The sequence below is a fragment of the Pseudoalteromonas sp. SM9913 genome (assembly GCF_000184065.1).
Classification (GTDB): Bacteria; Pseudomonadota; Gammaproteobacteria; order Enterobacterales; family Alteromonadaceae; genus Pseudoalteromonas; species Pseudoalteromonas tetraodonis.
The window spans coordinates 1-24,743 of sequence record NC_014800.1 but is presented as its reverse complement, the minus strand read 5'-3'; the positions used below and the strand labels follow the sequence as shown (position 1 = coordinate 24,743).

Here is a 24,743-nt window from a genome sequence, read left to right as displayed (position 1 = left end):
TCGTATATTTTTAACTAAAATCGATAAACCATATTATTAAACGACAAGCATTACATGCAAAAATAAAGTTAAAAAAGGGGGAATTGAGCAATTATTTTAGCGGTAGCAAAGCTACGTTTAGCGATTGGCTCCTATTTCAACATGAGCAATAAACACGAAATTGAGGTTAATAATCACTGTTTATGAAATATTTAATACAAAATTTAAAGTATTGGCGGTTTTTCTGTTACGTTGGTGTTTGTATTAACGCTAAAGGACGTCATGATGGAAGTAAAACAATTAGCAAGTCAGACCTTAATCGGCTTAAAAGTAAGAACCTGCAACGCCAATGAAATGAATGCTGGCACTGCAAATATAGCTGAACTTTGGCAAAAATTTGGTGAAAAGTTTGCCAACAGCCTTACAGAAAACACCAAAGTGTATGGTGTGTATACTAATTACGAAAGCGATCTCACTGGGGACTTTGACGTAATTGCCTGCTGCGATAATTTATCAATTAAACTCCCTGAAGCTAAAAAAGTAACCACCCAAGCGGGGCGTTATTTGGTATTTAAAGGTGAGGGTGAAATGCCCGATGCAGTAATCGATTTATGGGGCGAAATTTGGCAATACTTCAGCTCAGACGATTGCCGTTATGCCCGCACCTACACTAGCGACTTTGAGTACTATAAAAGCAGTAACGAGATAGAAATTGCTATTGCAATTGAAGACTAAAAAACAGCTAGGTTTGTAAGCGCAAACCTAGCCTTTCATTGCTGTAATTTAACCCCTGCCCACTAAATCATTGGTTATTTATTACTGGCTAGCTTGGTTTTTAAATCATGTAAATCGCACGCCGTTATTGTAGGCGTTAGTTCCCAGGGATCAAAAATAGCCTCACTTGAGCGCTGTATCCACGCAGCACGCATACCATGCGATAACGCCCCAATCACATCAAACGGGTTACTCGATATTAACCAGGTATTAGCACCGGTTGAATGTGCCTCGTGTAAAAAATGACTATAAACACCGGGGTTGGGTTTAAAAGTTTTAATGTCATCGGCGCTCACTACGCCTTCAAAATAATCACTTATACCCGCCGTTTCTAGCAAGGTATTTACCGCACTGGCCGCACCATTAGAAAACGCAAATAACCGATAGTTTTGTGCTTTTAAGCTCTCAAGCCCTGCTTTTACATCATCAAATGCGGGTAGGGTTTTATAACGTGCTAATAACTGTGCTTTTTGCTCATCGCTTAAAGTTACCTTGTGTAGTAAACACGCATAATTAAGTGCCTGCTCAGTACACACCGAAAACGGCACATAGTTTTGCATTAAGCCGCGTCTAAACGAATATTCGAGTTGTTTTTCACGCCAAGTAGTTGAAAATGCGTGCGCGTTATCACCAACCATATTTTCAAGTAACGACACCACGCCATGGGTGTTTATAAGCGTACCGTATACATCAAACGCCAGTGTGGTTGCCATTTATTACTCCTGTTCAATCGTTACTAAAACGCGATTTTATTGCTTTGTATTAATTACCTTATCAGTTAATAAAGTACAGTAACAGCACCGACGTTTTAAGCTGTTACTGTAAACCCCCGTTACGGTTTGGTTAAAAATACCGCATTGTAAGATGGTATTTGATCAAGTAATTAATAAACAATCCTTTGAAATCCGAGACACACGCTTTGTCTTAGAATGGGTAGAAGGACTGTTGAGTTTGTAAGTGCTAGTTAGAAATCAAACAAAGTAATAGCTAAAAGTAGGGGATTACTGATTTATCTTGTTGCTTTAGACTTTGTCTAATAGGCAAAATAAGGATAACGGGTCAGTCAATAAATTTGATGTCTGAAGTCAAGATTTGACCCCTTTGGTTCAATAAATTTGATGTCTGAAGTCAAGATTTGACCCCTTTGGTTCAGACCCCTTTGGTTCATCCAGTCGCCTCAATAGTGACGCGCGTTACGGGGTGTTTTTTTAAGATTTGAATGGCGTGTTTAATGCCACTTTGATTGTTTTCTACAGTAAAGTAAATGTCTAAAGGCCTGATATAAATATCGAGTTGTTTTTTACCTGTATCGACACCTACGTTAATTTCATTTTGATTATTTTTTGTATTCATAATAAGCTGACTCTGCCTTGCTATTCGGGCTCGAGGCCCCGTTGACTATCCGAGTTTAATGCTTGGAGTTTACACAGCGTTCTAACTTGTTACCGGTCTCTCAATAGAGGAGCCTTCAATCAATCGAACTACTGTATAAAAGGCTTTGGTTGCAGCCAAAGCTTGGGCCTCACATTACCCGAACTAGGTTAAAATAATAATTAATTTATGGGTTTATTATCCATACAAGTCAATCAACTTCGCGCCTTCGGCGCCGGACGCAGCAGAGCTGCGCCGGTTATAGAGGCGTTAGGCGAAATAGAGAGTAATACGTGACTATAAAAGTAAATGGAAATGAAGTAATAAACTTTTCTTCATTGCTGGTTCCTGAGGCTGAATCAGCGCTTCTGGAGTTTGAGCATGACGGGGATCAGCAACGATTTTCTCTTAATTTTGAAATAGAAGAGCCTGAAAATGAAAAGGAAGGAAAAACAAGATCCCTCAGATTTTCAGGTGAGGAAAATTATCTCTCCCTTACATTCGTAAATTGGGACTCCCCAATAGGTGTAAGTACAGGAAAGCCTATTGAGGTGGGGGAGACAGAAAAGGGGGAATTGATCTATATTCTAGCCAATGTCGCAAAACTAGGTAGTTTATACCGAGTAGACATTCAAACTATGCTCGGAGGTACTAATGTCTCAGAGTAATAGTATTCGTTACCGGCGTTCACCAGGAGTGGAAATCGAAGAAATTCACAGGAATGTCGGACAAGAGCTAATAGAAATTACTGAAGATAAGCTCAAACTGTTATTGGCAGAGCATCTCTCGTCAATTGAGTCGCGCAACACATGGCATACTCCTCTTGCTTTGCTGATAACCATTGTATTGGTTTTAACTACAACGCAGTTTAAAGAATCATTAAGCATAGCTGCTGATACTTGGGCTGCAATATTCATAATATCGGCGGGGCTATGTGTTTTTTGGCTTGGAAAAGCGCTATGGGAGCGCCCTAAGAAAAGTACAGTCCAAGAACTGATTAACAAAATTAAGAATAAGCAAAGTGCCTAAAAAAAGCTTCAATCGGACATAGGTAAGCTGTCACCTATGCCGTTGAGCAAGGCGATAAATGATATGGAGGTTGTGATGATAGAAGATGTTGAAGGCTACAAATCATACCTAAGGGATGTGAGAGGCTTAGTCGAGGGTACGGTAAATAGCTACCCTACATATTTATCTGCCATCACAAATCATCTACACATTGATATAACTGCAGATTCTGTATATAGCTCCGAGTCTGTTAAGGATATTCTACGACGTTTGAAAGCTTCACTTAAAGAAAAAAATTATTGGGGAAACTGCCAGTCTGCATTGAAAGCCTATTTAGAGTTCTTGGAGTTCAAAACCCGAGCAGCATCGCCATTGAATTCGAATGAGGAAAGGCTTCTAAATTACCTAGTTTCACATATCCAAAGTGGTGCTATTGATACAAATAACCCAATGACACATCTACCCTATTCGAAGGTACTTAATGATTTAGAATTTCCAAATGATGGAAGAACACCTGGCTATAGTTTGAACAAACATGCTATGGGTGGGTTAGCTGAATGGCTTCATAATAATAAATTGCCTGCTGTTACCGGAATCATCATAAATAATAAGAACCACCCTGACAGAGCTTTGTTTCCGTCAAAGTCTTATTTTGAATTTCACAAAAAGCAGGACATGGACTTTGCTTGGCAGCGACATCAAATAAAGATTGCCTGTGAACTTGATTGGGGTAGTGAGCTAGCAAGTCGAGGGGTTTATCTTTTAGATAATTTTTCCTTTGCTGAAGAAGTTAACGAGCTTCTCAAGGAAGGAGCAAGAAAAACAATTACTGTAAATGCATACGAGCGCAACCCCGAAGCAAGAAATTTGTGTATCAAAGAATACGGAACTCGTTGCTGCGTATGTGATTTTAGTTTCGTTGAGTTTTACGGAAAGCGAGGTGAAGGTTACATTCATGTGCACCACCTCACTCCTGTGTCGGAGATCAAATCTGAATATGATATTAACCCGATAAGAGATTTACGTCCAGTTTGCCCAAATTGTCATGCAATGCTTCACCGAAAGGGGAATATAAGCATAGAAGAGCTAGTGGGTGAAATATCATTTAACAAAGCATTGAAGCGGGCAAGCCGCTGAATGCGGCGTTGCCATCTTCTACAATTGACACTTTTCACTCAGTCATTAATACCTAGCGGCTCGGTTAAATTTAACTATTTTTGCTATGAACGGAAGGGGTCAAATCTTGACTTCAGACATTATAGATCTTGATAGTCTGCAAGAGGCACTTTTCACTCAATCAATAATACCTAGCGGCTCGGTTAGGTTTGATTACTTAAGCTAATTTGTTGCACTCAACCCAACTAACACTCAACGAACTTAAACCTTTCACCTAGCACCTTTTGCCTTTAACCTCGTTGTGTAAACCCCCGTTACATTTTGATTAAAAAAGCCACACTTTAACTTATGTTTAGGTGTGGCTTTTTTCAGCAACTGTAACTAAAAATTAAGCGACATTCGCTGCTAATAACTCGTTACGAACTAGCTCTGCGCCTTTGCTAAGAGCGTTGAGTTTGCCGTTTGCGATGTCGCGCGGCAGGGGGGCCATGCCGCAGTTGGTGCAGGGGTATAGTTTGTCGGCATCTACATATTTAAGCGCTTCGCGTAGAGTTTTGGCCACCTCTTCGGGGGTTTCTATAGTATTGGTGGCTACATCAATTGCGCCTACCATTATTTTTTTGCCACGTACGAGTTCGAGTAGCTCTATGGGTACATGTGAGTTTTGGCATTCTAGCGAAATAATATCTATATTCGATTTTTGCAGCTTAGGGAATACTTCTTCGTATTGTCGCCACTCGGTGCCGAGGGTTTTCTTCCAATCGGTGTTGGCTTTAATGCCGTAGCCGTAGCAAATATGCACGGCGGTTTCGCATTTTAACCCTTCTATGGCTCGCTCTAGACAGGCTATGCCCCAGTCGTTTACTTCATCAAAAAACACGTTAAAAGCGGGTTCGTCAAATTGAATTATGTCGACCCCTGCGGCTTCTAGCTCTTTGGCTTCTTGGTTAAGTATTTTAGCAAATTCCCATGCCAGTTTTTCACGGCTTTTATAGTGATCGTCATATAGGGTGTCGATCATGGTCATGGGCCCTGGCAATGCCCATTTAATTGGTTGGTTGGTTTGTTGGCGTAAAAACTTGGCGTCTTCAACAAATACCGATTTAGTGCGAGACACAGGGCCAACCACTGTGGGTACGCTGGCGTCGTAACGGTCGCGAATTTTAACTGTTTTACGGTTTTCAAAATCAACGCCATTTAAGTGCTCAATAAAGGTGGTTACAAAGTGCTGGCGAGTTTGTTCGCCATCGCTGACTATATCTACGCCTGCGGTTTGTTGCTCGTGTAGGGAAATACGCAGGGCGTCGTGTTTGCCATCAATCAGCTCGCTACCTTTTAATTTCCACGGTGACCATAAGGTTTCGGGTTCGGCAAGCCATGACGGTTTTGGCAAACTGCCTGCTGATGATGTGGGTAATAGTTTTTTCATAATAAATGCTGCCTTTAATTTTGTTGTGTGGTTAAGCGATACTTGCTGAGAACTGCTGCAGCACTGATTGATAAGGCTTAATAAAATGCTGCTCGGTAAATTTGCCTTGCTCAACCGCTAATTGACCTCGCTCTGCGCGGTCATACACAATTTGCGTTAATGAATGATCATCATTTTTTAAATTTGGTTTATAACGACTACCTGCGGCGGCATTAGCGTTATAAATTTCTGGACGATAAATTTTTTGAAACGTTTCCATGGTGCTAATGGTGCTAATTAGTTCAAGATTGCTGTAGTCGTTAAGTAGGTCACCAAAAAAGTAAAACGCTAACGGTGCAACGCTGTTTGGTGGCATAAAGTAGCGCACTTGTAAGCCCATTTTTTTAAAATATTGCTCAGTTAACGACGATTCATTAGGCTGATACTCTACGCCTAAGATAGGGTGTAGATTTTCGGTTTGCTGATAGGTTTTGTTATCAGACACGCTTAAACAAATAACCGGTGGCTTTTTAAAATGCTGTTTATAGGTATCTGAGTTTACAAAGCATTTAAACAACTTACCGTGTAAGTCACCAAAATTATCGGGGATACTAAATTGCGGTTTGCTTTTGTTATGCTCAAGCAATAACACGCTAAAGTCGTAGTCGCGCACATAGGATGAAAAGTTATTACCCACCATGCCTTCAATTCGCTCGTTGGTTTGACGGTCAATAATATTGGTTTTTAATACCTCAATTGACGGAAATGCTTGGCCACTGCCTGCAATGTCTAAATCAACCGAAATGATCTCGAGCTCAACCTCGTAACGATCCCCTTGTGGGTTATCCCAACTAGCCAGAGCATTAAAACGATTGTTGATCATTTTTAGGGTATTACGCAGGTTTTGTTGGCGGCTTTCACCCCTTGCTAAATTAGCGAAGTTGGTCGTGATACGTGTGTTATTTGATGGATGATAGTTTTCATCCAAGTTAGTGCTTTTAATAGTAAATGTAAGATCAGTGCTCATAGCCGTATCCTTTCAATTTGAGTTGTTGCTGCTTTTATTGATGGCGCATTACTCGCTGTTAAAACCGACATAACGGGTTAGCTGTAATGGTGCTCTGCAGAGTTAATAAATTTATACGCGCTATGTAGCATGAAGAAAAACGGTATTATTTCAGGTAAAACATGAGCCAGATTCATTCTGTAGCAAAGTTAAATGGGTAAATTCAGCTAATTACCTATGACCCTCTCACAAAAACCGCTTTAGAAGTCTAGATTTCTAGATGTTTTTACGGGTGTTGTGATTTATTCATACAAAACGTGAGTATTATTCAATACTTATAAGTACTTAAAGTGCCATTTGCATAAACGGTTGTTGATATACTCGAATAAACCTTGGTGAGCTTAGATGTTTTATTAAACGTTTTTTACACGCAACTCACCGCCACAGAGCATAACAACCCTTAACATAAGAAGAGACAAAAGGAATGAGTGATTTAATAGTGTTAATTATATACTGCGCCATATTAGGTAGCGGTGTTGGTTTTTTAGCAGGCTTATTAGGAATAGGGGGCGGGCTGGTTATTGTACCCATACTCAGCATGATATTACTGCACTTTAATGCTTTGCCACCTGAGCAAGTAGTGGTGGTTGCCATTGCGACCTCGCTGGCCTCTATTTTATTTACCTCGACCTCGTCGGCTATTGCGCATCATAAAAATGGCAATGTACCCTGGAATATTGCACCTTGGGTTATGGTAGGCGTTGCCTTTGGCGCGCTTATTAGTGGCTTTATGGCTGCGCTGTTACCTGAGCATGTAGTGCGTTTGGTATTTGCTGTAAGTGTGGTGCTAATTGCACTTAAAATGATTTTTTCTGGTAAGAATGATTCAGCAATAGCGCGCCCGTTACCAAACAAAGGGTTACTCAGTGTTTATACGACCATAACCGGTGGCTTGTCTGCCATGATTGGTATTGGCGGCGGGGCAGTATTGGTGCCGTTACTGACGTTTTTTTCTGTTGATATGAAAAAAGCCATAGGCTGCGCCTCGGCCTCAGGCATTGTGATAGCGCTGTTTGGTTCACTGGGTTATATCAGCTCAGGCAGCCAGTTATTTAGCCTAAAACAAGGATTTGCAGGCTTTGTGTATTTGCCCGCTTTATTGGGTATTGTATGCACCTCATGGTTTACTGCGCCACTCGGTGCTAAAGCCACCCATTATTTGCCAGTTTCAACCATAAAGAAAATATTTGCCGGCTTATTAATTGTAATGGCAATTAATATGTTTACTCGATAAGGTTAAAGTTCGCAGGCTTGCTTGTGAATATATTTTGAAATAAAAAACTTTAAGGCAAGGATGCTATGAAAATAGTTAAATTAAGGGATAAAGTTGATAAAACAATCTTAAGTGTTGCTTTGTTCTTTTTGATATCACCTATTATAGGGTTAATTACAGGAACTGCTCATCAGCTTGGAACGACAGGCAGCGACTATCAACAAGCATCGTTAATTGATGACCCAGAGCAATACTGGCAAATTATTATCATGCAACTTACTATTACTTTAGCTATCGGTATCCAAGGGTTTATTACATTTCCAGCCTTAATTGCCGCACGCCAAAAAATATTAAAGTTTAGAGATAACAATAAAATAGTAGCCAATATCATATTTTATTTGCTCACTCCGATATTCTTTATCGCTTTGTTGATATTTTTAATATATTTATTTGAAGTATGAGAAGTGTAAGGTTTTAGATCCGTAACCCGCACCCCGACGCCCGTTAATCTTAAGACGGTTAACTAAAATCTACGTCATTTGCGCGTGCTTTATAAATTCATCATAAATACTGTCTTTAATGAGCCTGTCAGGCGTAAAAGCATAATAATGCTGATAAACATTATCAATTGTACCAATGTAATTAACGCCGTAATGGCGTTCAACTTCGGCTCTTACCAAAATAGGCGCAGGGAATATACCAAACCCTTGCTCACCGAGTGACTTCATTAATGCGCTGTCGTCAACATGGCCAGCTATTGTCATTTCAATCTCTTGCTCTTGCAGCCAATAATAAATAGCACGCGCGACGGGGCTTTCTTTTGCAGGGAGCACTAAAGGCTTGTTATTTAAAGACTGCGGAAACTGCTTATGTAACTGCGAATGCCATGTTTCGTTACCAAAAAGAGCAATTTGGCTTTTACCTATTTCATGGCAAAACGCCTTAAATGGCAAGGTGGTATCGAGTGGTTTATCGGCTAACACTAAGTCGAGCTTATGAATCGCCATTTGTGCAAGCAGCTCATCTTGTTGGCCGTCAATACAGTGTAAGTTTGTAATACGGTCGTTATTAATTAAAGGCGCTAGCCACTTCGACACCAGTGATTTAGGCAACACGTCTGAAATACCCACCTTTAACGTTCGTGAATAGTGCGTGGTATCACCTTGCGTGGTTTCTAGCCATTCATGGGCAATAGCAAACATATCATTGGTGTATTGCTGGGTTACATGGCCAAATTCCGTTAACTGTAGGCCTCGCCCTTGACGAATAAATAGCGGTTTTCCTAGTCGTTGCTCTAAGTTAGTAATTTGCGAGCTCACCGTTTGCGGCGTTAAATTAAGTATTTTACTCGCCGCTGCAATACTGCCGTGCTTACTTACTTGCCAAAAATAATATAAGTGATTGTAGTTAATGTTGGTAATCATTCGAAAATACCTGTTTTAAAGTAAGAAATAATCAGCTTTTTCCTTTGCCACTAAGTTAGTAGATTACAGTCATGCCTGCAACATAGTTACTATTAAAAGGTGTAATTGCATGAAGCTAAAACTTACAGTTAAAAACAAGATAATTAACGCAAGTGAAAAGATGTCGCTTTTAAAGTTGATAAAAAGCCAATTGGCAAAACATGCTTTAAATATTCGTAAAGTTGAGATTCAAATAAATGATCTTTCGAGTGATCGCCACGGCACTTTGCAGCAATGCAAAATTAATATTCTTTTGCCTGGGCTACCCAGTATTAATGTAAATACAAAGGGAAGAAGTATGCTGCAAGCGATAAAGCGAGCACTTAAAAGTTTGCAGCACATTCTCGTTAATAAGTATCAACCTTCGCAACCAAGCTCTTAATATCGCACTTGTAGTAGCAAGGATGCTACTTTTTTAATACCTCTCTAATTCCAAGTTATGTTTAGCAATAAATGATTCAATTATTGCCATTGAGCAGTATTTCCTTGTTGGGCTTTGTTCGACTCTACCCAACTCACAATAACTAAAAACCTTTGCCCTTTTTCCTTTAACCTTTGACCTCAGCTGTAAACCCCTCACACCATTTTGATTAAAAAAGAGAGTTAAATTTCAGCCCCTAAATCCATAAAACTTAGATAAAAAAAACTCAAAATCGTAACTAAGCACTAAATTTGGGTTTTGATTAATAAGCAAGTGTCTACTTAATGCCAAACAGATTTATTTACTTGAGAAAATTGAGGTGGATAGAAGATACTGTTAAGGTACTTTGAAATGATAAAAAAATGCCTAACTAACGGCTAAAACCTCCTCCACCTCATAGGACGTTATCTGCTTAATTAAAGTGTTGATGTTCAAGTTTAACTAATGAAGCGAAAATGGAAAATTTCACCAAACTATTAGCAATTACACTTTATATATTTTCTTTGTCTGGCTGTACTTCAATTGGCAGTTACGTCATGTCAAACCCCGGTATCTATCTTTCTGAAGCACAGTTTATAAAAGCAAAACCTAGCGACATTGGCTTTGAAAAACAAAAGTTTTGCTCTTTTAGTACCACTCAATGCATTACATATCTGACTGCTGAACCTTATCAAGCAGCCGAATTTTCGCAAGAGAGTTCTGTTTATTACAACCTTCATGCAACTGGTAATAATGTAGAAAATACAATTTCACACAGAATGACACCAGACACATTTAATCGTTTTGAAGGCACTGCTTTATTACTTCATGGCTATGGGGGCAGTAAAGAAGCAATGATGGCTTCAGCTATCTATTTTAGAGCGCTTGGTATGAACGTTATTATTCCAGATCTTTTTGGCCATGGTGAATCAACTGAAGCATTTGTATTTGCAGCAAAAGAGCACGGCATTTTAAATGAACTGCTTGCTGAATCACTTTTAAATCAAATAAATAACCAGACTGTTGTAGTCGGCCATTCTATGGGAGCACTTACTGCAAGTAACTTATTATCATCAGAATATGTTGACGCTGCTATTTTACTTGCCCCAATGATGAGTTTTGACGTTGCAGCTAAGGAGTACTTACCTTATAAATCGCCTTTGCTTAGTCATTTTTTTCATAGCGAGATTGATAATATTGTTAACCAAGCAATGTTTGAGGCAGGAGTAACCATTCAAGAAACAAATTTATTGCCTAAATTAACTGAGACTAAAAAGCCTGTATTGTTAATTAACTCAGATGTTGACTCTCTATCCCCCCCGGCTTACTTTTCATCTATACAAAATGAGTTAGTAAAAAAAATAACTTTTAATGCTCGCTCTCATTCAAGTTTAATGGTGTTTGATCGTGATGATGCTATCGAAATTGAAAAATGGCTAATAACATGGTGAGCCTTGGCTGTTTTAGATGACATTGAGTGTATAAGTCATTTTTTATTATTGTTGAGTTTCGTTGCACTCTATCCAACTTACGCTTTGTAAACCCCCGTTACATTTTGATTAAAAAAGCCGCACACTAATAATTAGTGTGCGGCTTTAGTATTTTATTTTTTTAAAGCGATTACTTGTTTAATAAGTGCTTTTCAAAAAAGTCGGCCATCATAGTATGGTAATGCAAAGTGGTGCCCTTGCCTTCGCGCAAGCTGTGTGAACGGTTAGGGTATGAGAAAAACTCAAACTGCTTGTTGTGCTTAACGAGTTCGTCAATTAAACGCTCTGAGCCTTGATAATGCACGTTATCATCGCCTGTGCCGTGAATAAGCAATAGCTTACCGGTTAGGTTTTTAGCAAAGGTAATAGGCGAGGTGTTATCGTAACTCTCAGGATCGGTATTTGGGTTACCCGCATAACGCTCTTGGTAAATGGTGTCGTATAAACGAATGTCTGGCACGGGTGCTGAGGCAATGCCTACTTTAAATTTATCACCGTGGCGGAACAATAAGTTAAGGGTTGAACTACCGCCCCCTGAGTGTCCCCATACGCCAACACGGTCGGTGTCTATTACATCCCAGCGTTTAGCCATAGCATCAAGCGCGTCTACTTGGTCTTGCACGGTAATTGAGCCAATTTTTTTATAAATTGATTTGCGCCAATCTCGGCCTTTTGGTGCACGTGTACCACGATTATCAACCGATGCCACAATAAAGCCTTTTTGCGTTAGTAACGATTTATATAAGTAACTGTTACCTTCCCAGCGGTCTTGCACGGTAGAGCCCCATGGTTCGCCGTATACGTAAAAAACAATTGGGTATTTTTTACTTTTATCCATGTTTTCTGGGAACATAATATAGCCGTCAAGCTCAGTGCCATCTTGCGCGTTTACTTTAAAGAACTCATGCTTTGGTAAGCTTTGCTCAGCAAGCTTTTGTTTGAGCTTTGTATTTTCAACTAAGGTTTTTACATTACTATGATCGCTCACTTTAATGATCTCTTTAGTCGGTGGCGTACCAAATTTTGAGTAAGTATGCATTGCCCATGAGGCATCTTTTGACATGTAGTAGCTGTTTGATCCCTCAAACTCAGCAGGTGTTACCCGTACCGGTTTGCTGCTGCCATCAAGCGGTGTGCTGTATAAATAACGCTGACCAGGATCGTTTGGCGAGGCAATAAAATACATCACGTTTTTGTCTTCATTGATGGTAAGCATATCAATAATGTCGTAATCGCCAGGGGTTAGGTCGATAATAGTCTTGCCATCGCGCGATACACGATAAAGATGACGCCAACCGTCGCGTTCGCTATGCCAAATAAAAAACTCGCCGTCTTTTGACCAGTTTGCTTTATAAAACCATTCGATAAACGCATCGTCTTTGTCTTCTAAAATCTTGGTCAGTTGCTGCTTTTGCCAATCAAACAACCACACTTTGTTATGGCTTTGCGGGCGGTTTAAGTCTTGAATCATTAATTCATTACCGGTGCCAGCCCAGCTAATACGCGGAATATAACGGTCGCGGTTATCGCCTTCAAGCTCAGCCCAACGGGTTTGTTTATCACTAAGGCTTACCACACCAACACGCACGGCAGAGTTGGTTTCACCGGCTTTAGGATAAGGGAATTCTTTAAGGGTAGGGTACAGTTCGTCGGTGTTGTTAATCATAGTGAAAAATTTAACGTCACTGGTATCAAGCTGCCAATAGGCGATTGATTTGTTGTCGGGGCTCCAACGAAAACCATCGGCAATGGTGAATTCCTCTTCGTATACCCAATCAAAATTACCGTTAACTATGGTGGCGCAGCCATCGGTTGTAAGCGCGGTTACATCGTTACTGCCAACCGATTGCATGTAAATGTTGTTATCGCGTACGTAAGCCACTTTTGAGCTATCTGGCGAGAACTTAGCAAACATTAACTTAGTTGGCTCAACGTCTTTACCACCAAGTTGCTGTAATTGGTTAGTCTCAAGGTTAAGTAACCAAAAGTCGCCTCGGCTGCGTGAGCGCCAAACTTGCTCACTGTTGGTAAATACCATCAGCCATTTACCGTCTTTTGACCACTGATAGCTTTCGATTGCAAATGGCTCGTCTGCGCCCTCTGGCAACAGCTTTTCAAACTCAACCAGTACTTTACGGCCTGTGCCGTCAGCATTGTAAAATACAATGTCGTTGCCTTTTACGCCGTGCTCTTTTTCGTCATCGGCTTGGGTGTCGTCTGTTTGCTTTTTATCGCTTTCGCGCTCTTCAAGCACAGTGTAGCCAGTACCATCGTCTAGCCACTTAAAGTAGGTGCTACGCTGGGTTTTAAACTCTTTATCTTTATAAATTTGCGCTAGGCTTAATGGATTATTCACGGTACTCATCGCTGCATTGTTGTTGGTTGTTATGTTGGTACTTGAACATGCTTGCAAGCCTAAGCCCGCAACAATGGCCAGTGCCAAGCCCGATGTTTTGATCAGATTCATTGTTATTGTTCCTTGGGTCTGTTGACCTTTATAGATTAAGGCGCTTATTACATTTACTGTAACAAAATAACGTACACAATATCAGCATGCTTAACGCACAAAGCTATGGTTTAAACCCAAACTTTTATAATTAATTACCATGCTGGATTTTTAAATTCTTCACTGAGCGTGTCGATTAGTGCTCTTACTGTTGCTGATAAATGCTGACGAGAAGGGTAAAGCACATATATTTTCATTGGGTTTAATGTCCATGGCGCTAATACACGCTGCAAGCGACCATCCAGTATATATTGATTTGCCAAATACGTAGGCTGCACTGAAATACCACCACCGGCTATGGCTGCATGAAGTAATGTGGTGGCCTCGTTTGCACTTAAATTACATTTAACATCAACCGATTGAAATTCATCCCCGTTGTGTAAATGCCAAATATATCGGTCAAAGTTTTTATAGCCTAAACATTGATGAGTGCTTAACTGTTGTGGTGTCGTTATTGGCGGATAATCAGCAAGGTAGCTGGCTGAGGCCACTAATATAGATTCACACTCGGCAATAGGTTTACCTATTAACGAAGGATCAGGATTGGCTGCAATACGTATTGCTAAGTCAACACGCTGCTCTATTAGATCTGTGGTTGAGTCTTCAAGATCTATGTCTATTTGCACGCTAGGGTGACGTTTCATAAAGCGTGTAAATATAGGGGCTAATTGTGCAAAACCTAACGACATACTGGTCGCTACTCGTATTTTACCTGACAACTGTTGCTGGCTTTTAGTTTGTTCAACTAAACGGTTAGCCTGTGCTAACCATTGCTCTATTTCGGGTAAACAGGCCTCGCCGGCGGTGGTAAGCGTTACTTTACGGGTAGTGCGATGCAATAAGCGCGTATTTAACCAGGCCTCTGCCGACTCAATATGACGAGTAACCATAGGGCGTGACATTTCAAGCCGATCGGCAGTGGCAGTAAAACTGCCTGAGTAGGCAACATCCACAAAAACCTGCGCTGCGGTGAGTTTATCCATAGTATTTGCACGATTTATGAAACAATGATGCTAATTATTGGTTGTTTTTCTGAACATATCAAACCTTTATTATGCTCGCATTAACAACCAATGATGAGAATACTATGAACCTACGCACGCTTTTACTAAGCACACTATTAGCCAGCAATATCGCTATTGCAGACGAAACCCCACTAACCCTTGATGTGTATAACGCTGACAGCAATAGCTTTCATGTTAATGCCACGCTGGTTTATGGCCGTACCGATGCAATTTTAATTGATACCGGATTTACCAAAGCAGATGCACTGCGCATTGCCGCCAAAGTAATTGACTCTGGTAAACAACTAAAAACTATTTTTATTAGCCAAGCCGATCCTGATTACTACTTTGGCGCTGAAGTGTTACAGCAGTTTTTTCCTGACGCAAAGATTATAACCACACCGGCAGTGCACCAAAAAATAGCAGCAAAGCTTAAAGGTAAACTTGCTTTCTGGACGCCAAAAATGGGTGAAAACGCCCCAAAGGACCCCGTTGTTCCTAAGGTATTTAATGGTAATAGCTTAAAAATAGAAGGCCATACCATTGAAATTCGTGGTACAGAGGGTGAGCATAATCATCGCCCTTATTTATGGATACCTGATAACAAAGCCATTTTAGGGAATGTGGCTGTATACGCTAATGTTCATTTATGGATGGCCGATGCGCAAACTCAAGCAGAGCAAGATGCCTGGGCAAAACAACTTAATGAAATGAAAGCACTTAAACCTGACGTGGTGATCCCAGGGCATATGAAAGCAGGCACCCAATTAGATGCTGCAAATATTGATTTTTCAATTCAGTATTTAAAGGATTTTGCACACGCTAAGCAAAGTAGCGGTAGCAGTAAACTGCTGATAGATAAAATGACCAACTCATACCCAGAGGCTGTATTACCTATGGCTCTTAGCATTGGCGCTAAAGTTCATAAAGGCGAAATGAAATGGTAATTGCCGCTTAACCGCTGCAATAAATGCAGAAGAACCAAAAAACACGCCTAGCAAAGTCTGGCGTGTTTTTTATTATTGCCACAAATACATACTGGCTCGCTTATTGGCAATATTTAATTCAAATACCTCAGTGCTTGAACACATAGCAGCACCATAGCATACATGTAGCGGTAACAAGTGTTCTTCTCTGGGGTGATTAAAGCGTGCAGCTGGAGCCTGCTGCCATGCTAATAATTGCTGTTCACGCTGCTGCTCGGTTAATGTTTGATCTGCGATTGTGCTTACCAGCCAATTTTCAAATGCCTGATTTTGCTGATTAACATCGCTTGATTGGGTAACACCAAAAGCGCGCATATTATGGAAGGTAAAGCCTGAGCCTATAATTAATAAGTTATCGTAATCAATACGTTGCAGCACTTTACCAATTTCAACATGCAACAGCGGATCAAGACTTGGATGCAAGGATATTTGCACACAAGGAATATCGGCCTCTGGGTACATAATTTTTAACGGTACAAACATACCGTGATCAAAACCACGCTGTGGATCGAGTTTTGAGTCAATATTATGTGTTGCGAGCGCTTGCTGTACTAAATTAGCAAGTTGCGGCTGGCCAGTACAAGGGTAAGTTAATTGGTACGCCTGCTCAGGAAAACCATAGTAATCGTAAATAAGCGGCGGTGAAGAGTGCGCAGTTATACTAATTGGTTGAGCTTCCCAATGCGCGCTGACCATTAAAATAGCGCTAGGCTTTGGGATTGTAGCGGCAACTTGTTCTAAGCAGGCTCGCATTTCTGCATGGTTAGCATCACCTAGTAATGGCATTGGGCCGCCACCATGAGAAATGAAAAAGACGGTTGGGCGTTGCATGTGGTTAATCCTAAAGGACAGATATTATTATAGTGCCTGCGCAGTTAGTAAATAACTAGCCACATAAACGCACAACCTCAGTGCGCAAATATTATATGTGGTGTTTATTCATCAAGCTCTAAGTGAGCGCGTTCAACGCTTTCTTGAGGTAACTCTTTTTGCACCGATACACCCAACTCTTTAAATTCTGAGGCTTGTTTAATTAAGTTACCTTTACCACGGTATAACTGAGAGAATGCTTTATCGTAGGTTTCTTTGGCTTTATCGAGCTGTTTACCCACCCCTTCCATACTGGTTAAAAAGCCGTTGAGCTTACTGTAAAAACGCTCAGCACGATTAGCCAGCTCTTTTGAATATTTAGTTTGCTCTTCAAAGCGCCATAACTGCTTAACAATATTTAAACTGGTTAGCAGGGTAGTAGGAGTAGCAACCAAAATGTTTTTTTCGATTGCTTGCTGGTAAATGTCGCTTTGGTATTTAAGTGCTTCTACAAACGCAGATTCAATCGGTACAAACATAATAACAACCTCAGGCGAGTTTATCCCTGGTAAACGGTCATACGATTTACTGGCCAGCTCATTTATACGGGAAGTTACGGCATTTACATGCTCTTTAATCGCTTGTTGAGATTCCAGCTCTGTTTCGGCATTTACATAACGGGTATAGGCATTTAACGATGTTTTTGCATCAATCACTAAGTGGCGACCTTGAGGTAAATACACCACCACATCAGGACGAAGACGGCCGTCTTCGGTATTAAACGACACTTCGCGTTTATAGTCTGTGCCAGCTCGAAGTCCTGCGCTATCAAGCACGTTTTCAAGCATTAACTCGCCCCAATTACCTTGGGTTTTCTTTTGTCCTTGCAGCGCATTACTGAGCTTGTCAGCCTGCTCGGTAATGGCTTGGCTTTTGGCTTGTAAATGCAATAGTTCGGTTTTAAGCGCAGCACGTTGTTTTAAGTCTTCAACGTGAATAGATTCCATTTTATCTCTAAAGCCTTTTAGCTCACCTTGAACCGGCTTGAGTAACTGCTCTATGCTTTCTTGATTGAGGGTTTTAAATTTTTGCGATTTTTCTTCTAAGATTTGATTGGCTAAATTTTCGAATTCTTTTTTAAGCGTTTCTTTACTTTGCTCTATATGGGCGAGTTGCTCGCTGAAATGTTGCTGCTTTTGCTCAAGGGTGGTGCGTATATTATTAAGCTCGACATCGCGCAGATTGTATTGCTCGCGCAGGGCGGTTAGCTCGGCTTCGGTTTTACGCCAATATTGATTATAAAGTTGACTTTGTTTTTCTTGCTCAGTTAATCGCGTTTTAAAATGTTGCGCCTGATCACGTTGCTCTTGATGAGTAAGCCCTAACAAGTCGTGCTCTTCCACTAAAGAGGCATATTGATTTTGCGTATGCTCATACTGGCTTTGTAATAACAATAACTCTTGTTGCTGCTCACTCACTTGGCGCTTTATTTTTTTACTTAACTGGACTGATACAACGCTGAAAATAGCCATACCGGCTATAGCGCCAGTACCAACACTTAACCAATCTAAATGGGATAAAAACGAAGTAAACATAGAATAAACTTTTAAAATTTAGTGACATGCCATCATAACGAATTACGCTCTTTAGCAGTAGGGTAAAACACTAAATTAAGCGCATAAAAAAAGCCAGCTAGTAAAGCTGGCTCAATATTACTAAATTAGTAAATTAGTAAATTAGTAATCAAACAGGGAAATCAACATGAAACTTGTAAAACAACATATCAACTACAAGCATAATTGTAGACGCGCTCTGATTAAATTAGTTCAAAATAATTTTAAAAAAGTTGAATTTGAGGCATAAAAAAAGCCAGCTAATAAAGCTGGCTCAATATTACTAAATTAGTAATCAAACAGGGAAATCAACATGAAACTTGTATAACAACACATCAACTACAAGCATAATAATAGACCCAGCCATTTGTGATTAGTTCAAAATAAATTAAATAAAAAATAAATATTTTTAAAAGCAAAAAAAAGCCAGCGCATTACTGGCTGGCTTAATCATTACTATGTCTAGTAACTACTATATGGGATATCAACATGAAAGCTTGGAGAAACTGCAATTTAACCAAGCATATTAATAGACGCCTACAATTTAAATAAGTTCAAAAACTCGTCATGATTTTTTAAAATTATTTTAGCTTTTAATTAAAGACAGCATTTGTTGTTCGTCAAACTGGGTAAAACTCATTGATTTTTCGGTAAATAATGCATCTACAAGCGCTTGCTTATCTTGCTGCATTTGAAATACTTTTTGTTCAATAGAGTTAGCCATAATTAGTTTATAAACAAACACTGGGTTTGTTTGCCCAATTCGATAAGCACGATCGGTGGCTTGTTTTTCAACGGCAGGGTTCCACCATGGATCAAAATGAATAACCGTGTCGGCTTGGGTTAAATTAAGCCCTGTGCCACCGGCTTTTAAGCTAATTAAAAACACAGAAGTGTTACCACTGGTAAATTCGTCTATTACTTTATCCCGATGACGCGTTTGCCCCGTTAGCATACTAAAATTAATATTTAGCTCATTTAAACGCTCGGCAATTAAATCAAGGGCAGAGGTAAACTGACTGAATATAATGACCTTACGGCCAAGGCTTAGCATTAAAGGTAAGTGGCTCGATAACCATTCTAATTTAGCACTGGCTGCCTCAGTTTCAGGTTCAATGAGTTTAGGATGACAACAAATTTGGCGTAACTTTAACAAGGCTTCTAAAAAGGCGAGTTTACTTTTTTGCACACCTTGCTCAGCAAATAAATCGATGAGCTTTTCTTCAAGCGCACGCGTAATGCCGTGATACATATCTTTTTGTTTAGGTTCAAACTCAAACTCTTTTATAAGTTCGGTTTTTTGCGGCAGCTCTTGAGCCACTTGGGCTTTAGTACGGCGCAAAATAAACGGCATAATTAACGCTTTTAGTTGCTCTGCACGTTCAATGTTGCTTTCGCGTTCAATAGGGCCTTGAAAATGCTGCTTAAAGTGCGCCTGTGAACCTAAAAGCGAGGGCATTGCAAAGTCGAGCAATGACTTTAATTCAAATAAATTGTTTTCAATTGGTGTGCCACTTAAACAAAGCTTAAAGTCGGCATTTAAACGTTTTACCAACCGCGAAACTTGTGCGGTATCGTTTTTAATATACTGGGCTTCATCAAGAATAATGTTTTCAAAATACAGCGGTGAGTAATAAGCAATGTCACGTTTTAATAGCGGATACGTGGTTAAAATACACTGCGCTTGTGCCAAATGCTGCAACGAATCATTTCGGTGTGCACCAAAAATAGTGGTCACTTTTAAGCTTTTTGCGAACTTGGTAATTTCGTTTTGCCAATTACTCACTAAACTTGTAGGGCACACAATAAGCGTAGGCCCTGCTTGCGGTGTATTGTATGAGCTTGCTAAGTAGGCAATCACTTGTAACGTTTTACCCAAGCCCATATCATCCGCTAAAATCCCACCTAACTGATTACGCTTTAAAAAGTTAAGCCAAGCCACGCCTTCTTGCTGATACTCTCTTAATACTACAGAATCGTGTAAGCCATGAATGGCAGTGTTAGGTGATAGCAGTGCATCGTTATTTAGTTCATCAAGGTAACGCTCTAATGACGGGTCATGTAGCTCTACATTAATAGCTGTGTGCTGAACTAATTCAGGTAAGTATGAAAGCGGAATGTTAAATTCGTCACGGGTTTTAATAAATTCAAACCGCAGTTTAAACTCAATTAATAAATTAAACGCTGCTTTATCAATAACCCCAAATTGACGGCCAACAGGGTAGTAATAAAATAATTCACTTTGACGGTTTAACGATTCATACAGTTTATTATTTACATTTAATAGGGTGGCTACTTTGGTATCGTTTAGCATTACTTTACTATGCATTTGATGATTTGCAGCTCTGTTTACATGCAATGAGATTTGGCTTTTAGTATCAGCAACATTAACTTTGCTCATTGATACTTGCCAACCGCGTTGTTTAAAGCTGGGCAGTACCTCGTGAACTAGCCAATGTAAGTGAATAGCCGATTCCTGACTAAAAATAAACTCGCTGTGTAAACCCCCTTTACAAAAATCGAAGCCTAAGTTGACTAACTCATTGGTAACGGTGTTTTCAAAGGCGCTATTAATTAACTTTGCAGGCGCGGTGCCCGCTAAATAGTTTTTATTTTTATACTTAAACGATAACGAAATAGCCATTACTGAGCCCGACATGCTAACTTTAAGTATGGCATTACTCAACGACTTAACAGGCGTGCTTGGTGTATTAGTAGGGTGGGGAATAACACCTACTCCAAAGTTATCAGCAAGCTGCTTATAAATTCGGTCAAAGTTTGTATCGTGCAGCGCCGGTATAGTTTGTAAGTGCGCAATTTCATCAGCACTGAGGGGCGTACGAATACGGCCTAATTTATATTTATCTAAATCTAAGTAGATAGGCGGCGTTGTTTTAATTAACGCCCAATTAGGAATTTGATCCAAGTGAATTTTTAACTGGGTTACCTCTTTTTGTTTTTCCCAAACAAAGTTAAGAGGTAAACCAGGTTGCGCTTTAATAGGTACTCGAGAGCGTTGTAAAAATAATCTGTCTGTGGCTAGTAATTGCTGCAGCGCATTAAAACCCCATTGACCTTTAAGCTCAATATTACCGACCGCATTTTGCGATCGGATCCAGCTATATAATCTAAAATCACTTTCGAGCAAATCGCTAGGGGTTACAAAACTATTAAGCTGTTGCTCAGTTAAATTTCGCCCAAGTGCATAATTATTATTTTTATCGTAGTTGGCAATTTTAGGGGTTAAAAATACTTTGTTGTTTTCTATGTCTAATACAAACAGTAATACTTGCGAGGGTTGAGCTTGGTCGGTGTTTTTAAGTGCGCTTAGTTCACTAAACCAATCATTAATAAAATAATCTTCACCGTACTCACCAGAATGCTCAATTTTAAGCTTTAACAAAATAGCGGCCAAATGGCGGCATTTTGTTTTAACATTACAGGTACAGTGGGTATCGACCGAATAACCAGTTGGTAATTTACTGATCTCAATACGTTGGTTGAACGCGATTCCTTTATCACCTTGCACCGTAGAGTCAACCACAGAAAAATCTGCATTATGTTCTAACCAACTGATTTGGCCGTTTTTATAGTACGATTTTCCTTTGGCCAACACCGCGGGTTTAAATAATTTTTTTATGAATCGCTCAGAAAGAGGAAACTGGGTAGCCTGCTCATTTTTAATTTCTTCAAAAATAGCCATTAAATCATTTTTTGATAAGTTAGCAGACATGTCACTCAAAGTATTAAAATTTAAAAACAATTTTTCCAGTATATGCCTTATCAGCGCTGAGCTAAAGCAATATTATTTTTAAAATAAACTGGTTGGATCTGATTGGTTAGTAAAAAATTGGTTTATAGCGAATTGGCGATCATTGTTTAATTTTGCTCACTAAAAAAGTACGTTTAAATTACAAAATAAAAACAATTAATTAACTTTAAAAGGAGATTTAGTTAGGCTTAGATCAGGTTTTTACTAACAAGGTGAAAAATGGCATTAAAAGGAGGTGTTTAGTTAGTAAAAATATGATCCTTGATGGTTTAAGCCATGTTTTTAGCCTTTTTATGCCACTAAAGATCAGATTTTTACCAACTAAAAAAGAGGTTTAGATCATGTTTTAACTAACCCAACCCCTTTTACAGATCACGATATTACTAACTAATTAAAGGCACTTAATAACTTAGTAAGTTGCTCTAAGCGCTTGTCTGTCATCACTTTATTATTTATTTTAATTGAAACGTCACCACTTTTAAGGTTGCGTTGCACACTAATAAAGTCATTTTCTAAAACCGCTTCACGTTTTGATGCTGTTTTAGGCTCTGCAGTTAGGTATTTAGTAATTAGCATAGCGCGCTTGTCGTCGGCTTCTAAGGCGTTAATTTCATCATTGCTGGCAAGTGCAACAACTAACTCGTTAAATGCTTCCTCATCGCGCTCCTTTGCGTTAATCAGCTTTTTAGCAACTTCTCTACCAACATGATTAGCTGTTGGGTAAAGGGCTATAACATCTGCAGATATTTGCTCATACGCTTTTATCGCATCAGCAATCGCTGTATGCGATACCCCTTCAATAACAGCAATTTCACGGTACGAGCCTTTTTTGCCTTGTTGAATAAGATCGTTTCTAGTTTGCTGATACGCTTGACCCAACTCCCAAAGACTTGGGGCAATGTATTGATCTGATGAAACCGCAAGTACTTTGGCATCTTGCTCGCTAAAGTCACTAGAACTCAATACGAGGTAGTCTGCGCCACCTAAAATACAGGCTTTACGACGTCTAGAGCCAGCTAATACAAGGCTCATATCACCTTGCTCCCACAATAGAGCAGGGTGCTGATTACGGCCATCTTCTTTAATAGCAGGAAGAATATCTGCGACTGACTTTTCGTTTAAAAGCGCTTGTACGCGACGATTTTTACCATAAACCTGAGTTGAGTTTTCAATCTCGTTATGTGCTATCACTTTACAAACAAGCGTAATTTCCCGATTAGGATCACTAGGAGCAGGCATACGAATAACATCGCCTGCATTGGCTTGCTCTAAAAGGGCATCTAAGCTGCTACTGCCAACAGCGGTTGCAAAGGGATCTAAGCGGGTGTCATTTTTACGTTTTTTAGCCATTTTTAGTCAACATCCTTACTTAGGCGTATTTAATTTAGATTGAGTGGATTGCCAATTAGAACGAATTAGCATTTCGAGTTCATCAACTACATCTTTGATATTTTCTTGTGCGCGCATTAATGACTCTCTACTTGCTAAGCTGTCAGATGCTTTTTGGTCAAAGATAGTATTGAACGACGATGAACTGGCGGTAATTGCTGAACTATGATTGATAGGATAGCTCATTACTTGGCGACCAAAAGCACTACGCACATCTTTAACTATGTCGCGTTGTGAGTGATTGCCTTTCACATAATTAGTAACTAAAAATTGCATGAAATCCCAACCATCATGGCCAAGAGCGGCAACTGTATGATAAATCTCACCTAAACGTTTTAAATATTTATTATTTGCATCAAAGTCTACCGCTTCAGGGTGAACCGGAATTAGCATCGCCGTTGAAGCCATTAATGCATTGTAAAACATAAAGTTAAGCGTTGGCGCTGTATCAATTAAAAGAATGTCAAACTCATCTTTTACCGGATTTATTACTCGTTCTAGTAGTTTGTGGTAATGGCGTGTTTGCTCATAATTGGAGGTGTCTTTGAGTAATGTTGCTGTTTCGTGTTCAAAGTAAAAGTCATCCATACCTGATGGTAAAACACGAATATTAGGAATATGAGTAGGTAAAAAAGAATTAGACACAAATTCTGGCCATGTTTCACCTTCATCAAGGTCAATGCAATCACGCATCAAATCACCAACGGTAATTGGATCGGGCTCTGAAGATGGGAAAAAGCTTGATGATGACCCTTGAGGATCTAAATCAATTATACCGATACGGTAACGTTTAATGTTAGTGGTAGCGAGTGCAGCAGCAATGTTAACAATGCTTGTTGTTTTACCACAACCACCTTTTAATGAATTAATAACAATAACTTGGAGTTTGTCTGTTGATGCGCGGTGATCAGGCTGTATGTCCATAATATCAGCCATAGCAAAAATATTAACTAAGGTGTAGGCATAGTGGCCGTTTGCACCGCGTTTTATATTTAAATCGTCAAAGTCACCATTGTCATGGCGTCTTTTTAAGGTACGATTATTACAGCCAAGTAAATCAGCTGCTGCTTTTTGGGTGTAAGTTCTTAATTCTTTTTCTTCAGATTTAAGATGGGCGCGATAATGTTGGATACGTCCTTCTAGTGATTTTTCAGCAACTTCTGCGGTTGCTTTCAAAAGTCGATAAGTATCTAGCGCGTTTTTATTGATAGACATACTTTATTCCTCAAAGTTAGGTGTTTAGTATAATGTCCATTCAATTAGCTGTAAACAACTATTTAAGGCGACATGTCTTTTAAATACATGACATATAAAATAATTTTTACACCTTTAAGATTGCTTAGTATAAATAAAGAAGTTTAAGTATGGTTAAATA

The 24,743-nt window shown here is 39.6% G+C and carries 20 protein-coding genes and 1 pseudogene; 9 read left to right on the top strand and 12 right to left on the bottom strand.

Going from position 1 to position 24,743, the window contains the following annotated elements:
* The first annotated feature begins 264 nt into the window (after positions 1–264).
* Complete coding sequence (locus PSM_RS15405) at positions 265–714, top strand: GyrI-like domain-containing protein (RefSeq protein ID WP_013462788.1); 450 nt, start codon at positions 265–267, stop codon at positions 712–714.
* A 74-nt stretch (positions 715–788) separates the two neighbouring features.
* Here PSM_RS15405 and PSM_RS15400 read toward each other — a convergent pair whose 3' ends face one another.
* Together PSM_RS15400 and PSM_RS15395 are read right to left on the bottom strand one after the other, a co-directional pair.
* Positions 789–1,466, bottom strand: a complete 678-nt coding sequence (locus PSM_RS15400) for a haloacid dehalogenase type II (protein WP_013462787.1) — start codon at positions 1,464–1,466, stop codon at positions 789–791.
* Positions 1,467–1,920: 454 nt separating this feature from the next.
* Positions 1,921–2,106, bottom strand: a pseudogene (locus tag PSM_RS15395) (IS110 family transposase); the annotation flags it as partial.
* Positions 2,107–2,417: 311 nt separating this feature from the next.
* On the opposite strand from PSM_RS15395, the gene PSM_RS15390 reads away from it, so the two are divergent.
* From PSM_RS15390 to PSM_RS15380, 3 genes are all read left to right on the top strand, one after another.
* Positions 2,418–2,792 (top strand): DUF6864 domain-containing function, encoded by a 375-nt coding sequence (locus tag PSM_RS15390; protein ID WP_016898937.1) that lies wholly within the window; start codon positions 2,418–2,420, stop codon positions 2,790–2,792.
* Complete coding sequence (locus tag PSM_RS15385; protein WP_016898936.1) at positions 2,779–3,153, top strand: hypothetical protein; 375 nt, start codon at positions 2,779–2,781, stop codon at positions 3,151–3,153. The genes PSM_RS15390 and PSM_RS15385 overlap by 14 nt, the downstream gene beginning before the upstream one ends.
* 75 nt (positions 3,154–3,228) lie before the next feature.
* Complete coding sequence (locus tag PSM_RS15380) at positions 3,229–4,269, top strand: HNH endonuclease (protein WP_201764148.1); 1,041 nt, start codon at positions 3,229–3,231, stop codon at positions 4,267–4,269.
* A 367-nt stretch (positions 4,270–4,636) separates the two neighbouring features.
* Here PSM_RS15380 and PSM_RS15375 read toward each other — a convergent pair whose 3' ends face one another.
* Together PSM_RS15375 and PSM_RS15370 are read right to left on the bottom strand one after the other, a co-directional pair.
* Positions 4,637–5,677 carry a methionine synthase gene (locus tag PSM_RS15375; RefSeq protein ID WP_013462783.1) on the bottom strand — a complete coding sequence of 347 codons (1,041 nt, stop codon included), beginning with the start codon at positions 5,675–5,677 and terminating at the stop codon, positions 4,637–4,639.
* Positions 5,678–5,708: 31 nt separating this feature from the next.
* Entirely contained in the window at positions 5,709–6,683 is a 975-nt protein-coding gene (locus PSM_RS15370; protein ID WP_013462782.1) for a DUF1852 domain-containing protein, read from the bottom strand.
* 463 nt (positions 6,684–7,146) lie between these two features.
* On the opposite strand from PSM_RS15370, the gene PSM_RS15365 reads away from it, so the two are divergent.
* Positions 7,147–7,956 carry a sulfite exporter TauE/SafE family protein gene (locus PSM_RS15365; protein ID WP_013462781.1) on the top strand — a complete coding sequence of 270 codons (810 nt, stop codon included), beginning with the start codon at positions 7,147–7,149 and terminating at the stop codon, positions 7,954–7,956.
* A 65-nt stretch (positions 7,957–8,021) separates the two neighbouring features.
* The gene (locus PSM_RS15360) at positions 8,022–8,396 is read left to right on the top strand and encodes a hypothetical protein (RefSeq protein ID WP_013462780.1); all 375 of its coding nucleotides are present in this window, start codon (positions 8,022–8,024) and stop codon (positions 8,394–8,396) included.
* 69 nt (positions 8,397–8,465) lie between these two features.
* Here PSM_RS15360 and nhaR read toward each other — a convergent pair whose 3' ends face one another.
* Positions 8,466–9,359, bottom strand: a complete 894-nt coding sequence (gene nhaR / locus PSM_RS15355; protein WP_013462779.1) for a transcriptional activator NhaR — start codon at positions 9,357–9,359, stop codon at positions 8,466–8,468.
* Between the two features lie 109 nt (positions 9,360–9,468).
* Between nhaR and PSM_RS15350 the strand changes: the two genes are divergently transcribed.
* A complete protein-coding gene (locus PSM_RS15350) occupies positions 9,469–9,780 on the top strand; it encodes a hypothetical protein (protein ID WP_013462778.1) in 312 nt (103 codons plus the stop codon).
* 494 nt (positions 9,781–10,274) lie between these two features.
* Positions 10,275–11,249, top strand: a complete 975-nt coding sequence (locus PSM_RS15345; RefSeq protein ID WP_013462777.1) for an alpha/beta hydrolase — start codon at positions 10,275–10,277, stop codon at positions 11,247–11,249.
* Between the two features lie 169 nt (positions 11,250–11,418).
* On the opposite strand, the gene PSM_RS15340 is transcribed toward PSM_RS15345, so the two are convergent.
* A complete protein-coding gene (locus PSM_RS15340; RefSeq protein WP_013462776.1) occupies positions 11,419–13,755 on the bottom strand; it encodes a S9 family peptidase in 2,337 nt (778 codons plus the stop codon).
* A 134-nt stretch (positions 13,756–13,889) separates the two neighbouring features.
* On the bottom strand, positions 13,890–14,777 hold the full coding sequence (locus PSM_RS15335) for a LysR family transcriptional regulator (protein WP_013462775.1): 888 nt from the start codon (positions 14,775–14,777) through the stop codon (positions 13,890–13,892).
* 104 nt (positions 14,778–14,881) lie between these two features.
* On the opposite strand from PSM_RS15335, the gene PSM_RS15330 reads away from it, so the two are divergent.
* On the top strand, positions 14,882–15,745 hold the full coding sequence (locus PSM_RS15330) for an MBL fold metallo-hydrolase (protein ID WP_029609893.1): 864 nt from the start codon (positions 14,882–14,884) through the stop codon (positions 15,743–15,745).
* A 72-nt stretch (positions 15,746–15,817) separates the two neighbouring features.
* Here PSM_RS15330 and PSM_RS15325 read toward each other — a convergent pair whose 3' ends face one another.
* From PSM_RS15325 to PSM_RS15305, 5 genes are all read right to left on the bottom strand, one after another.
* A complete protein-coding gene (locus PSM_RS15325) occupies positions 15,818–16,615 on the bottom strand; it encodes a DODA-type extradiol aromatic ring-opening family dioxygenase (protein WP_013462773.1) in 798 nt (265 codons plus the stop codon).
* A gap of 104 nt (positions 16,616–16,719) precedes the next feature.
* Entirely contained in the window at positions 16,720–18,189 is a 1,470-nt protein-coding gene (gene rmuC, locus PSM_RS15320) for a DNA recombination protein RmuC (RefSeq protein ID WP_013462772.1), read from the bottom strand.
* A 604-nt stretch (positions 18,190–18,793) separates the two neighbouring features.
* Entirely contained in the window at positions 18,794–21,940 is a 3,147-nt protein-coding gene (locus PSM_RS15315; protein WP_029609892.1) for a DEAD/DEAH box helicase, read from the bottom strand.
* A gap of 426 nt (positions 21,941–22,366) precedes the next feature.
* Positions 22,367–23,329: a transcriptional regulator gene (locus tag PSM_RS15310; protein WP_013462769.1), complete on the bottom strand. Its 963-nt coding sequence runs from the start codon at positions 23,327–23,329 to the stop codon at positions 22,367–22,369.
* A gap of 15 nt (positions 23,330–23,344) precedes the next feature.
* Complete coding sequence (locus tag PSM_RS15305; protein ID WP_013462768.1) at positions 23,345–24,583, bottom strand: AAA family ATPase; 1,239 nt, start codon at positions 24,581–24,583, stop codon at positions 23,345–23,347.
* Positions 24,584–24,743: the final 160 nt, after the last annotated feature.

What these genes read in the sequence shown, in the direction of transcription:
- PSM_RS15330 (WP_029609893.1), top strand. Translation starts at nt 14,882, where the DNA reads ATGAACCTACGCACGCTTTTACTAAGCACACTATTAGCCAGCAATATC.
- PSM_RS15305 (WP_013462768.1), bottom strand. Translation starts at nt 24,583, where the DNA reads ATGTCTATCAATAAAAACGCGCTAGATACTTATCGACTTTTGAAAGCA.
- PSM_RS15345 (WP_013462777.1), top strand. Translation starts at nt 10,275, where the DNA reads ATGGAAAATTTCACCAAACTATTAGCAATTACACTTTATATATTTTCT.
- PSM_RS15365 (WP_013462781.1), top strand. Translation starts at nt 7,147, where the DNA reads ATGAGTGATTTAATAGTGTTAATTATATACTGCGCCATATTAGGTAGC.
- PSM_RS15385 (WP_016898936.1), top strand. Translation starts at nt 2,779, where the DNA reads ATGTCTCAGAGTAATAGTATTCGTTACCGGCGTTCACCAGGAGTGGAA.
- PSM_RS15340 (WP_013462776.1), bottom strand. Translation starts at nt 13,755, where the DNA reads ATGAATCTGATCAAAACATCGGGCTTGGCACTGGCCATTGTTGCGGGC.
- PSM_RS15315 (WP_029609892.1), bottom strand. Translation starts at nt 21,940, where the DNA reads ATGTCTGCTAACTTATCAAAAAATGATTTAATGGCTATTTTTGAAGAA.
- PSM_RS15310 (WP_013462769.1), bottom strand. Translation starts at nt 23,329, where the DNA reads ATGGCTAAAAAACGTAAAAATGACACCCGCTTAGATCCCTTTGCAACC.
- PSM_RS15335 (WP_013462775.1), bottom strand. Translation starts at nt 14,777, where the DNA reads ATGGATAAACTCACCGCAGCGCAGGTTTTTGTGGATGTTGCCTACTCA.
- nhaR (WP_013462779.1), bottom strand. Translation starts at nt 9,359, where the DNA reads ATGATTACCAACATTAACTACAATCACTTATATTATTTTTGGCAAGTA.
- PSM_RS15350 (WP_013462778.1), top strand. Translation starts at nt 9,469, where the DNA reads ATGAAGCTAAAACTTACAGTTAAAAACAAGATAATTAACGCAAGTGAA.
- PSM_RS15400 (WP_013462787.1), bottom strand. Translation starts at nt 1,466, where the DNA reads ATGGCAACCACACTGGCGTTTGATGTATACGGTACGCTTATAAACACC.
- PSM_RS15405 (WP_013462788.1), top strand. Translation starts at nt 265, where the DNA reads ATGGAAGTAAAACAATTAGCAAGTCAGACCTTAATCGGCTTAAAAGTA.
- PSM_RS15380 (WP_201764148.1), top strand. Translation starts at nt 3,229, where the DNA reads ATGATAGAAGATGTTGAAGGCTACAAATCATACCTAAGGGATGTGAGA.
- PSM_RS15325 (WP_013462773.1), bottom strand. Translation starts at nt 16,615, where the DNA reads ATGCAACGCCCAACCGTCTTTTTCATTTCTCATGGTGGCGGCCCAATG.
- PSM_RS15375 (WP_013462783.1), bottom strand. Translation starts at nt 5,677, where the DNA reads ATGAAAAAACTATTACCCACATCATCAGCAGGCAGTTTGCCAAAACCG.
- PSM_RS15360 (WP_013462780.1), top strand. Translation starts at nt 8,022, where the DNA reads ATGAAAATAGTTAAATTAAGGGATAAAGTTGATAAAACAATCTTAAGT.
- PSM_RS15370 (WP_013462782.1), bottom strand. Translation starts at nt 6,683, where the DNA reads ATGAGCACTGATCTTACATTTACTATTAAAAGCACTAACTTGGATGAA.
- rmuC (WP_013462772.1), bottom strand. Translation starts at nt 18,189, where the DNA reads ATGTTTACTTCGTTTTTATCCCATTTAGATTGGTTAAGTGTTGGTACT.